Source organism: Microcystis sp. MC19 (assembly GCF_003019735.1).
In the GTDB taxonomy this organism is placed as follows: domain Bacteria; phylum Cyanobacteriota; class Cyanobacteriia; order Cyanobacteriales; family Microcystaceae; genus Microcystis.
The window spans coordinates 645,374-658,009 of record NZ_CP020664.1; the positions used below are offsets into that span (position 1 = coordinate 645,374).

Consider the following 12,636-nt stretch of genomic DNA (forward strand, 5'->3'; position numbering starts at 1 on the left):
CACTATAAAAACATTTTGTCAAGCATTTTTAGAAAATTTAACAAATAACTTGCCGTTTTAGATAGGGTTGCAGCACTTCCGGCACTTTTACTGTCCCGTCTGGCTGTTGATAATTTTCTAGGACAGCGGCCATAGTACGACCGATCGCTAATCCCGAACCGTTGAGGGTGTGGACAAAATTAGTGCCTTTTTGTCCTTTTTCTTTAAAGCGAATATTTGCCCGTCGTGCTTGGAAGTCTCTAAAATTAGAACAACTGGAAATTTCCCGATAGGTATTAGCCGAAGGTAGCCACACTTCTAAGTCATAACATTTGGCTGCCGAAAAACCCAAGTCACCGCTACACAATTCAATCACCCGATAGGGCAACTGTAAAGCTTGCAGGATTGCCTCCGCATTAGCGACTAAACTTTCGTGTTCCTGAGCAGAAGCGTCAGGATGGACGATTTTGACCATTTCCACCTTATTAAATTGATGCAAACGGATCAAGCCCCTCGTATCTTTGCCATAGCTGCCCGCTTCTCGACGAAAACAAGGGGTATAGGCACAGTGTTTGATCGGTAATTGCTCCGATGAGAGGATTTCATCGCGATAGAGGTTAGTTACGGGTACTTCTGCCGTTGGTGCTAACCAAAGCTCATCATCTCGACATTTAAAGCTTTCTTCCGCAAATTTCGGCAGTTGTCCCGTCCCGCGCAGGGAGTCACTATTGATCAGAATTGGCGGTAAAACTTCTGTATAACCGGCGACAATATGGCGATCGAGCATAAAATTAATTAAAGCTCTTTCTAGGGCTGCCCCGAGGGCGATAAGATTAACAAAACGACTCTGGGCGATTTTTACTGCCCTTTCAAAGTCTAAAATGCCCAATTTTTCCCCAATTTCCCAGTGAGGCAAAATATTCGGGTTGGTGGGTTTATATTCCTCTCCCCAGCGTTTGACTTCGACATTTTCCCGTTCATCCTTACCGATAGGAGTGGTTTCACTGGGTAAATTGGGTAAATCTAAGATTTTTTGGTCAATGGCCGCTTTAATCTCTTTTTCCTGCGGTTCTAATTGAGCTAGTTTACTTTTAATCTCGTTTCCTTCTGTTTTCATTGCCAAAATTTCGGGACTGTTGACATCGCTGCCACTTTTCACTTTTTGTCCCACCAGTTTACCGATTTCGTTACCCCGGGCCTGTAAACTGCTGCGTTCTAACTCTAAAGCCTTCTGTTGTTGATTTAACTGGAGAATAGGGGCAATATCATAACTACCTCCCCGACTATCTAAGCGTTTCTGTACTTCCTCTGGATTTTCTCTAATTTGCTTTAGGTCTAACATGGTACGAGTCAGTAAAAAATAAAAAGTAAGTGGGAGAGTCGGGGAATTGGCAGCCTGAGAAGAAATGTTCTCAACCCCTAACCAATGGTCAATAATAACTCAAAACTTAACTAAAATATCGGTTAAAAGCCGCCGGTAAAATTAGCGGCAGCGGAAACTGGGGTATTGTAAAGTTTAAATACAAATATGGTCATATATAGTCATTCATGGTAATATGTACAGACAAAACTATCGGACTAGGCAAAAAAACAGGAATAAGTTATCGAACGGCTTGGAGGTGGTGGAAACAAGGGAATTTAACAGGCTATCAATTGCCTTCTGGTACAATTATCACAACGGATGACAACCCTTCAAAACCCGACGCTGAGTTAAAAGACAACGAATAATAATGTTAGTAGCAGAAAGACACATTATCAAGAAAGGACATCGATTTTGGGCCGAGATAGATAATTTATCTTGGCAGTCTAAAAATCTCTACAACTCAGCCAATTATTTAATCCGACAAAACTTCATTTATGGTCATGGCTATTTGACCTATAATCAGATGGCCTCTCTCATGAAAGAGACAGAACAGTATCAAGCTTTACCCGCTAAAGTTTCCCAACAAGTTTTAAGAAGATTAGACCGGAACTGGCAATCATTTTTTGCCGCTTCATCGGAGTTTAAAAGTCACCCCGATAAATTTCTGGGAAAACCCAAAATTCCTGGCTATAAGGAGCCAAAAAAAGGACGAAATCTCTTAGTTTACACGATTCAAGCTATAAGCAAAGTAGGTCTTAGGGAAGGATTGGTCAAACTATCAGGTACTTCAATTGCCTTGCCGACGAGAGTAGCAGAGCGCATAGCAGAAGTCAGAATAGTTCCTAAATGTGATTGTTATGTAATCGAGGTAATTTATGAGAAAACCGAACAGTTCTTAGCTCCTAATGAAAAGATAGCTGCGATAGATTTAGGCATAGATAATTTGATGGCTGTAACTTCAAATTAACCAGATTTTATCCCTTTGTTGATTAATGGCAGACCGTTAAAAAGCCTGAATCAATTTTATAACCAACGTCGAGCTAAGTTGCAATCTCTGTTAAAAGGCAATCGTCAAAGTTCCCAGAGAATTTGCCGTTTAACTCGCTGTCGTAATCAGAAAGTAGATGATTATCTTCATCAGGCTAGTCGTTATTTAGTCAATCTCTTAGTTGACCAAGAGATAACAACTTTAGTAATTGGGAAAAATGACGGTTGGAAACAAGAAGTAAACTTAGGGAAAGTCAACAATCAAAAATTTGGGACTATCCCTCATGCTCGATTAATTGAGATGATTATTTATAAATGTCAATTAGAAGGAATCTCTGTGATTCTTCAAGAAGAATCCTATACCTCAGCTTCTAATTTTTTGCATGACGATCCTCTCCCTGTTTATGGACAGATAACTGAAAAGCCAGTGTTTTCAGGAAAAAGAATTAAGCGAGGGTTACATCGTACAGATAAGGGGATTCTGGTTCAATCTGATGTCATGGGTTCCTACAATATTTTACGAAAAGCATTCCCAAATGTGTTTAACCGCTATGGGATAGAGAGGTGCGTAGTTCACCCAAGGAGAATCAATCTCTCGAAGTAAAAGTGAAAGGAATTTCTGAAATGGAATTCAGTCTGTCTATATTTGACTATACTTTTACTAACTATATTTAATTGTGGTGTCTGGAGTAAGTCTCATGCTCAAATATCTGCCTGTTAAATTCCTGCGTTTTTTAGCGATTAGCTGTCTTGTCACGTTAATTTCTCTAGGATTTGACCGTTTACACCCCGTTAAAGCTAATCCCACCCTCATGGCTCAAAATGCTTGGGCCGGGGCCTCCTTCCCCGTGGAAAACTTTCAAACCTATACCTCCGGTTTCGGTTATCGTTTCTCTCCCATCGATGGTAGTCAACAATTTCATGCCGGGTTAGATCTGGCCGCACCCTTGGGCAGTTATATTCGCAATTGGTGGACCGGCAGAATCGTCGAATTATCCGATCATACAGGCTGTGGGACGATGATTAAGATGCAATCGGGTCAATGGACGCATATTTATTGTCATCTCATGGGTTCGGTTCAATCCGACAGCCGCGGTACTTTTTTGATTGACAGGTCAGGAGGAATCGTCCTTACTCTCGGTCAGGATATACCGGCAGGGGCCCGCATGGCTAGAGTGGGAATGACAGGACGCACCACCGGACCACACCTGCACTGGGGACTGATGTACGGCAATCAATACGTTGACCCCGCTTTGGTTTTAAATGCTATGTACGGTTCTAATCCTTCCGGTAATAGTTACTAATTCTGTACGCAAATATTGCATCTAGAATTAGCTTTGTACGCTTTGACCCGTACTGGGTTAACTACGAACCTCTCTATCGGATTCCCGCTAAAGGCGGCCTCTCCGACTACCTTTCTTCCAATATTTAAGGAACCATTAATATCTGCTCCATAGAAATAACCCGACGAGCTTCTGAATAGTCCTCTTTTAATTCTCTTGCCTAAATAGCTTTTTTGCTTTTGAATAGACTCTAAGTCTAAGAAACTACATTTAGAGGTATAGCTTTCATTAGTTGTTTTGACCTCTATTCCTACTAAATTTGCTTTATAGGTAAGTTGTTCGATCAACCTTGAATGAGGAATATTTACGAACGACTGGTTATTTCTATCTCCAATATTAATGTTTTGTTTCCAGCCTTGATTATGACCAATAACTAAAAGGTTAATTTGATGAGCTAGTAATTTATCAATAATATATTTACTAGCGGTGTGGAGGTAATAATCCACCTGGCAATTACGCTTTAAAGTTAAACCTTGTATTCTTTTACTGGTCTTCTGTAGACTGGGTAATTCCGATTTGAGTTTAGCTAGTGTCTTGTTGTACTTTTGATTGCAGGATTTTAAGGCTTTTCCACATACTAAAGTTGGCTGAAATTCGGGAATATTAGAGGTAACAGCAGCTAGGTTATTTAAGCCTAAATCGATAAAAGCATATCTTTCTCCCTCTTGACTTGATGAGGATGGTTGTTCATAGACAATCTCTAAACAATAAGCACCCAATTTAGGAATAATCCTGACCTCTAAAACTTCCTTTAAATTAGTTTTAAATTCTAAATTAGTCCCTGATAGCTTGATTAAACCTTGCTTCAACGCTTTTTTAGAAATGGCTTGATAGTTATAAGTTAAAACGTTTCTACCTTTTTCCTTGTCTTTGTATCTTGGCAACTTAGGCTCTCCTGTAAATTTATCTGGCGATTTTTTGTATTGTTCTTTCGCTTTTTGGTAGGATTTAAAGGTTTTTTCTACTTGCTTTAATACTAACTGACTTACTTTGGCGGGTAAGGCTTGATAATCTGGACTCATTTTTAAGGCATGATGTAACTCAGTCATTGTTAAAAATGGTTGATGTGAAAAGAAAACTTGACGGTTTAAATAAACAGCACAATTATACAGATTCTTCGATAAAAATCCTAATTTATCAATTACTGAATAATTTTTGTGATTAAATTTAATTAGATGTTTTTGAACTAATTTCATCATTCTCCTCAAGGCATTTAATTAAACATTCTGTCTTTCTATTTCGTCGTCTTAATGAGTATAATCGAGCGCAAAATGAGGTAATTATGCTCACGAAGTCTTCCATTAAATCGTCTTTTCTTTCTTCTGCTAGATTAACGACCTCTAGATCTCTATTTGTTTGAGTTAAAAGAACTTTCAGATAATTAAACCCTACTCTGCTTAAACGATCTTTATGTTCTACGACAATCAAATTATAATCAGTTTGTTCTAGAAGTTTTAATAATAGCTTTCGATGATCATTGACTCCACTTCCTACTTCTTTAACTACTCGAACAATTTGATAGCCTTTCGCAATACAATAAGCTTCCAATCTTTTTGCCTGAGTCTCTAAGTTAGATTGATTTTCTGAACTAGAAACTCGCGCATAAATAGCTACTTTATTTTCACCGCAAGAACGGTCATCTTCAAAAATAATAATTGTTCCTGTAGGAAGACGTTCTCCTTGTAACTGCCCTCGATTCCACATTCTCCAAGCAGTGTCATAACTGATCCCTTTTTTCTTAGCATAATCTGATAGTTTCATGTGAACTGCAATGTAAACTTGCACTAACCATATTAGCAGTTGTTTGCAGTCATTTGCATATATTTTTTACAAAACTTTACAATACTTAAGAGGAAGGGGGAATTAGAGAATCTGCGATCGCATTCTGTTGAGAAAAAACATAGCTGCCCAGATTTAGTGAATAACGAGGGACACTGCTAAAATTAAGCTGATCGATTCAGGTATATCCAGATAAAATGCGAATATTAACCCTTGTACCGGGAGGAATTAGCAATCAACTGCTGTTTTTTCCCACTCTAGAAACCCTCCAGCAAACTTACCCCCAAGGTACCATCGATGTTTTGGTCGAACCTAGGGCAAAGGCTGCCTATCGTCTCTGTCCGCAGGTTAGGGAAGTGCTTTTATTTGACTATCGAGATCAGTACGGATTAGCGGATTATTTAAATATTTTGGGAGTAATTCGGGACCGGGAGTACGAAATCGCCATTAGTCTCACCAATCGTCCTGCTATCAATCTTTTACTCTGGTTAAATGGTGTTCCTAACCGTATAGGCTATGAAAATAATGGCAGCTGGTTCTTATCGCAACAAGTACCCCAGCCAACGGAAGGCTATCTAGGGGATAATTATCACGCACTGGTCAAAGGGTTAAAGATTGCCGCACCCTGTCCACCTTTAAAACTAACCTTGAATCGCGATGATATCGATTGGGCCGAAATGGAGCAGCAACGCCTCAATATCAAGGATAGCGGCTATATTCTCCTCTATGCCGGCGGTAGCGATCTCAGCATCAGCCAAGGACTGGAAACGCTTTATCCCCTAGAGAGTTGGCTAGAAATTATCCAAGGTATTCGCCATCAACAACCGGATTTGCCAATTGTCGCGATCCAGGGAGAATTGGATGAAGCTTGGGTTTTAGCCCTCAAAGCCATGGATAATAACTTAAAAGTGTCGAGAACGGGCGATATCGGTAAAATGGCGGCTATGATCGCCGGTGCTAATTTATTATTAGCTACCGAAAGTGTCCCTTTACAGTTAGCTGTGGCCGTGGGAACCTATACCCTCTCTCTGCTGGTTCCTTCGTTGTCTAAGAGAGTTTTACCGAGTGGGGGAGAGCTACATCGATATATTGAGGCTAATACGGGAAAAGTCGCCGATATTACTCCCGAAACTGTCCTGAAAAAGATTTGGGGCCGGTAAATAATCGGGTTTCGATCGCTTTTCTCTGGGATCGAAACCCGAAAAAAATCAGCATCAAAGCTCAATTTTGCGATTGAGATAACTGACTTTTCAAGGATTCTAGGGAGGCCCAACGACCATCGATGGCAGTCTTTTCCGGAAGGAGAAAATCGGGGGGTTGACAATTGGCTCCGCAGAGTTGACGGGGAGGTAAAGTTAGACATAACTGCTCGTATAACCACATTTGCGGGTCAAAATCCCCGTTAGGATCGAGGGTTTCCGAGAGGTCTTCGTAGGCTATTTCTCGCTCTAGAGGATAGGAGCTATCGTAGTCTTTATTTTTGTCTAGCCAGATTAATTCGGAAGTGTTTAATTGCAGACGATGATTATATTGTTGTAAACAGCGATCGCAGGTTAAGGTGACGATGGTTTCTGCTTTCACCGATACTTCCAAAAAATTGCCCCCATGTCTAACCAGCAAGGTTCCCCGCACCGGTGTCAAGGTTTCTAGACCGGGGATAAAATTATCGATGATGATCACTCTTTGTCGATCAGGAGATTTGAGGAGGTGGGGGATAAAAATAGTTTCCATAGATAACTCCTGTATCATTTATCGGTTATCGGGTGTCAACTGCGTTAGCGAGTAACGCCATCATAATTGCTCGGTGACAATCTTTCCTTTATTAGTTTATCGCAGCCCCGACCTCTAGAGACATAGACCGGTTCTAGGTTGTGGGAAGTGAGGTGTATTTTCAGTGAACAGTGAACAGTAAACAGTAATCAGTGAACTGAAAACTCACATCTGATAACTGATAACTGATAACTGATAACTGCATTTGACAGGCTGTCTGTTGATCGATCGAGAAAGTTTCCTCAGAATTGGGAGTATATGCACAAAGATACTCCTATGTCAACGGTTTTGAAAAATTTTCTTCCTCGCCTCGGTGGATTGGTTATGGTTGCACTGCTCTGCTCGCTTGTGCTGGGGGGATGGCCTCGGCAGGGAAAAGCGGCTCGATCAGTACATTTGTCCTATTGGATGCGATCGGGAATTGAACAACTAGAGGCGGGTAATTATCAGCAAGCTTTGCAGGATTTCAATCAGTCCCTCGAACAGGAAAATAACTTGGCCCTAGCCTACAGTAATCGCTGTTTAACTGAGATTTATTTACAGGATTATCTGCACGCGTGGCAGGACTGCACCCGCTCTTTACAACAGCAATCCGATAATTATCTAGCCTATTTCCATCGGGGTTTAGCTTTTTATCGTTTGGGAGATTATTCACAGGCGCTGACCGATTATAACCAGACTATCCGGTTAAAACCCACCTATTATCAAGCCTACTATAATCGGGGTTTAGTTCAGGCAGCCATGAAAAATTATCCCCTTGCCCTAGCCGATTTTAATCAATCCTTGCGTCAAATTACTAACCAACAACCCGACACTTTAGCCACTATTTATAATGATCGAGGTTTAGCTCATTTAGCCCTCCACAATTTTACCTCAGCTAAGGCGGATTTTAATCAAGCTCTCCGGTTAAATAAAAACAACGCCTCAGCCTACTATAATCTAGCTTGTACCGCTCACCAATTAGGTGAATACGAACGCTCAATCGCCGATTTAAATCGAGCGATTGCCATCGATCCTTTTTATGCCGATGCCTATATTAGAAGGGGATTACTGCGGCATCAATTGGGTTATTATCAATCGGCTTTAGCGGATTTAAATCAAGGAGCAAATCACCTCTATCACCAGGGATTGCACCAAAATTATCAGCAAATCCTCGCCCTAATTGAGCAGATTCACCAACAGTTACTTTCCTTACCATCTCCCATTGTTTAAAAGAGTGATCAATATTATAAAGGAAAGCGCTTCATGGCTGTGACGGCGAGACGGGCATTATCTTTAAGGACTTGGGAAACCCGGGGAATTTGGGGAATTTGCCAGAGAACATCGACGGTGCGCCGTAATAATCGCACTAGATCTCCCTCATCGAGGCTAGTATTTTCGCACAATTCCGGCCAGGATGTCCCCTGGGCCCAACGGGAGGCAATCCCCATCAGTTGGGTTTCTAACCAGACGGGAATAGTGATATCGTAGCGAGATTGAGCTTGATAGAGTAAACGGCGAACTTCTCGCAGACCGGGGGAATTTTCCTCTCCTTGTCGCAAAATATCGATAACTTCTGGCACAGGCGGGTAATTGCACCAAGTATCGGGGCGAGGGGGTTCCGTAATCATGGCGCTGATGGCGGCGGCTAGTTGGCTAGGAGTCAATCGGTCCAAATCTCCGGACATCATCGCTAATCCTAACCAGAGTTCATTTTCCCCGCGAATAGTGGCCGCCGCTTCTCCGAGGGGAGTGGGCAAATAACCATCTAATGCTTGGAATTCTCGCAAAATCTCGATTAGATTCAGAAATTCTTCCCAGTAGTAGGATTTGCGCGATTGTTGTTTCTGGTATTTAATCTGGGTCTTGTGTAACTTATCGCGAGCAAGCTCTCGATCGTAGTATAATTTCATCAATCGCCCCGGATTTTTGCGTTTTTGCAGGGGATGAGCGGCAATTTGACTATTGATAATTTCAACTCTTTGTGCTTGGGTTTCCAGTTCCGCCACCGGTGGGATGCCCTGCACTTGTTGGCGGATTAAATCGGCGATCGCCTGAGTATTTTCCTCACCCTTGCGCCACCCCCCTAAAGAGACTGCTTCTAGGGAAGGGGGTATCAGTTCGCCTAATTCCGCAGGAGCGAGAAAACCTCGATCGATCTCGCTAATATCGGCATAGGCGGCTAAATACCAGCGATTATCACTGCCTAAACACACAAGGGTTCGCACTTGACCGGCTCCGTGCAGGGTATTGACAAAGATAGCGGGGACGGGGACGGGAACCTTAATATGTTTGCCCTTGAGATGGAGGATAGTTCCGACGGGAATATTCGGCAATTTTAGATGTATTTCCTGTCTTTTCTGTGCTTCTGCCTGACTAGCGAGGATTTTATACAGTCTTTCTTCTTCCCGCAGTTTTTCCCGTAGCTTTTCGTAACTGAAGACCTGCTCTCGTTCGATACCGGCTAACTCCATATCCAACTTAGCCAATTCGGTGGTTAAGGCGGTAATCTGTTGTCGTTCGGGGCTTAACTTCAAACGAGCGAGATATTCGGCGAAACTGCGCTCTAAGAGGTCTTTGGCCTCCTCTAGACTGTGTTTTTGCAGGAGATTTAACACCATGCCGTAACTGGGCGCAAAACAGCTTTGTAGGGGTTCCGGTTGAGCGGTGGCCAGAAAAGCCGCTTCTTTTGCCCCTTCAAAGGGCGTTTGTACTGTCACCACATGGCCCACCGCGTCCATTCCCCGGCGACCGGCCCGGCCGGCAATCTGGACAAATTCCGAGGGAGTCAGCATACTATGACCATCATCGGTGCGTTTGGACAGGGCCGAGATAACGGTGGTGCGGGCGGGCATATTAATCCCGGCCGAGAGGGTAGCGGTGGCAAAAACCACCTTAATTAAACCAGCTTCAAAAAGTTGTTCGACTAATTCTTTCCAGAGGGGTAAAATCCCGGCATGGTGAACACCACAGCCCCGGGTGAGGGGTTCCACTTGGTCGGCGCGCACCAATTGGGAAGCACTGGCTAGGAATTCAAACAGTTGATTTTTCGTCTCGGGGTCGGCGGTTAAGAGGCTGAGGAGTTGCTCGTCGGACTGGGGGTTATTAGCGAAAAAAGCCAGTAATTTTTGCTGTAGGGGCGGATTTTCGACGGCAAAGAAGGAAAGGGCGAGTTCTTGCAGATTGGGATTATCTTCTAGGAAGAAAATGAGTAAACGGTAGTAAATAGCTCTAGCTTCTTCTGGATTAACGAGATTGAGGTTTTTTAGCTCTCGAATCGCCTGATCGCAACCTTTGCGGCTGAAAATGACGTAAATAGCTGGGAGCATATCCTTGTCCCGCAGAGTGGTGACAATCGAGGCGATAGTGGGACAATCTTCTCGTTTTAAGCGCCTGGAGCTGCCCCGAGGGGCTTTAGGACGCAGTTTCGGGTTAACTTTGCTCTGTTTTGGGTCGAGCAGCGGGAATAATCCCTCTTTATTGACGAAATAAAAGCGCAGGGGGACGGGACGAAAATCGGAGTTAATTAGCTCGCAGCTGGAGGTCTGTTTATTGTCGCCGGATTGGGGCAGTTGCCGCACCCAGTTAATCCAGTCGGTGAGTTCCCCCGGGTTGCCGATGGTGGCGGAGAGGGCGACTAATTGGATACTAGGGGGACAGTAGATAATCGATTCTTCCCAAACGGTGCCGCGACCTCGATCGCTGATATAGTGACATTCATCGAGAACCAGGGTTTCCACGTTTTCTAGGGAAGTGCCTACCTGACCGATCGGGGTTTGGTAGAGCATATTGCGAAAAATTTCTGTAGTCATGACTACAATTAACGCTGAGGGATTGATCACCACATCGCCGGTAATTAATCCCACTTCCGCAAACAGCAGCGGGGAATCCTCATCGCCATCGGTGGGGGTACGACCGAATTTTTCTTGAAAATCCCGGAATTTTTGGTTAGAAAGAGCTTTCAGGGGAGTGGTGTAGAAAACCCGTTTGCCCCTTTGTAGGGCGCGATAGATAGCATATTCTCCGATTAAAGTTTTGCCGGAACCGGTGGGAGCGCAGACCACCACTGATTTACCAGCAGCGAGAGCGGCGATCGCCGATTGCTGGAAGTCGTCGAGTTTAAAGGGAAAAATGGTTTTGGGATCCAAAGAAGTAGGGTTGAGGGACTCTTTCACGTCAAGTCTAAGAGGAGAAATTTTTTTAATTGTGGCTATTCTGACTGGCTTTTTTTATTCTAGTCGAAAAAAGCAGACTTCTAGAAACTGGGGACAGCTTGACCTTTACCATGGTTATGATCAATGACTTTCTCTCACCACTATCTTGCCATGGCATTAAAGCAGCTGCCCAGACTAGGTAACAAATCATTTAATTATTCTAAGCTATTTAGGCAATTATTTTTACCTGCCTTTATTTTTGGGACTAGATTTTCTTTTTGGCAGTGTTTTTGCTTTGATCGTGGGGTATTTCTCCTAGACATTTTGGCGAGGGTGATTGCTTCTTTGACGGGTTACAGCCCTGGTATCTTCGGTTTACTGGAAGGAGATAAAGGTGTATATTTAACGCAAAGTTAATATAAAAACTAGGGAAATTATTTGGGGATATTTAGAAGATATAAGTCGTCAATTAGTTCAAGAAACTTTGAGCAAGTTTACCCATTGTTTACCGACAATAAGTCGTTACTTCCACAGAATTTTCCGAGTCATATAAGACAGTAATTTCCAGTAAAAATCATCGAGCAGTAGGAAAATAAATTAGTCATACTAAATCCTGTTTAAAAAGTATAGGAGAGTGGGGTGGTCACTGCGTGCGCGTTGCGGGGGGAAGTGAGGTGTGGGTAGAAACAATTCATAACTTGAGAGTTAATCACACTATTAAAAACAGATTTTGTGTCAAACTAATCCTATTAAAAGATTAAATAATACCCTTCGTCAACGGCTCTCCCGGTGGGTGAGAGAGAGTCTATCGTTCTCTAAAAAAATCGAGAATCACTTTGGGAATGCCCAATTAGCAAAGGTGGGAGCTATCACCACTAGAATAAAAGGCTCTCCTCGACTTTGTGTGATAATCAGTGCGGATCATTCGCAGGAGTCTTGGCACAAGGCTTTAAAGACTATGTTTCCAGAAAATTATCGGCTGTATCTCCTATTTGTGACTTTCCCTCACCTATAGGTGAGCAGCAGAAGTTATTCAAAGAGGGCGAATGCAATTCGCCCCTACAATAACATTATTGCGCCAATGGTAGGGGCGCACTGCCTGCGCCCAAAATGTCCTCTAGATATTTCGACAAAATTGAGATGCACCCAAATTATCCCTATTCTTCTTCCTTCCACACAAACACCAGAAGAGCCGAATAAAATCACTACCCACCTGAGAATCTGGGCAAAGTTTGCGGAAGTGAAAATATTTATGTGGCAGATTTGTCCGCAGCCCCGCCGC

The 12,636-nt window shown here is 42.9% G+C and carries 8 protein-coding genes and 2 pseudogenes; 5 read left to right on the plus strand and 5 right to left on the minus strand.

What is annotated here, in order from left to right:
• Positions 1-37: 37 nt before the first annotated feature.
• Positions 38-1,321: a serine--tRNA ligase gene (gene serS, locus B5D77_RS03305; RefSeq protein ID WP_008200684.1), complete on the minus strand. Its 1,284-nt coding sequence runs from the start codon at positions 1,319-1,321 to the stop codon at positions 38-40.
• A 388-nt stretch (positions 1,322-1,709) separates the two neighbouring features.
• On the opposite strand from serS, the pseudogene B5D77_RS25665 reads away from it, so the two are divergent.
• Positions 1,710-2,933 (plus strand): annotated as a pseudogene (locus tag B5D77_RS25665) (RNA-guided endonuclease InsQ/TnpB family protein).
• A gap of 94 nt (positions 2,934-3,027) precedes the next feature.
• Entirely contained in the window at positions 3,028-3,633 is a 606-nt protein-coding gene (locus tag B5D77_RS03325) for a M23 family metallopeptidase (protein WP_106908285.1), read from the plus strand.
• Here the strand turns inward: B5D77_RS03325 and B5D77_RS03330 are convergent.
• The gene (locus B5D77_RS03330) at positions 3,630-4,868 is read right to left on the minus strand and encodes an RNA-guided endonuclease TnpB family protein (protein ID WP_046662537.1); all 1,239 of its coding nucleotides are present in this window, start codon (positions 4,866-4,868) and stop codon (positions 3,630-3,632) included. The genes B5D77_RS03325 and B5D77_RS03330 overlap by 4 nt on opposite strands.
• Positions 4,840-5,433, minus strand: coding sequence for an IS607 family transposase (locus tag B5D77_RS03335; protein WP_008204769.1), 594 nt, complete (start codon positions 5,431-5,433; stop codon positions 4,840-4,842). Before B5D77_RS03335 ends, B5D77_RS03330 begins: the two co-directional genes overlap by 29 nt.
• A 215-nt stretch (positions 5,434-5,648) precedes the next feature.
• Here B5D77_RS03335 and B5D77_RS03340 point away from each other — a divergent pair, with 215 nt between their 5' ends.
• On the plus strand, positions 5,649-6,611 hold the full coding sequence (locus tag B5D77_RS03340) for a glycosyltransferase family 9 protein (RefSeq protein WP_008200671.1): 963 nt from the start codon (positions 5,649-5,651) through the stop codon (positions 6,609-6,611).
• A 61-nt stretch (positions 6,612-6,672) separates the two neighbouring features.
• Here the strand turns inward: B5D77_RS03340 and B5D77_RS03345 are convergent, their stop codons facing one another.
• Positions 6,673-7,182 (minus strand): DUF177 domain-containing protein, encoded by a 510-nt coding sequence (locus B5D77_RS03345; RefSeq protein WP_002737400.1) that lies wholly within the window; start codon positions 7,180-7,182, stop codon positions 6,673-6,675.
• A 297-nt stretch (positions 7,183-7,479) separates the two neighbouring features.
• Here B5D77_RS03345 and B5D77_RS03350 point away from each other — a divergent pair, with 297 nt between their 5' ends.
• On the plus strand, positions 7,480-8,433 hold the full coding sequence (locus tag B5D77_RS03350; protein ID WP_106908286.1) for a tetratricopeptide repeat protein: 954 nt from the start codon (positions 7,480-7,482) through the stop codon (positions 8,431-8,433).
• Positions 8,434-8,447: 14 nt separating this feature from the next.
• Here B5D77_RS03350 and B5D77_RS03355 read toward each other — a convergent pair whose 3' ends face one another.
• A complete protein-coding gene (locus B5D77_RS03355; RefSeq protein WP_008200667.1) occupies positions 8,448-11,375 on the minus strand; it encodes an RNA helicase in 2,928 nt (975 codons plus the stop codon).
• Between the two features lie 718 nt (positions 11,376-12,093).
• Between B5D77_RS03355 and B5D77_RS03365 the strand changes: the two are divergent.
• Positions 12,094-12,189 (plus strand): annotated as a pseudogene (locus B5D77_RS03365) (IS1 family transposase); the annotation flags it as partial.
• Positions 12,190-12,636: the final 447 nt, after the last annotated feature.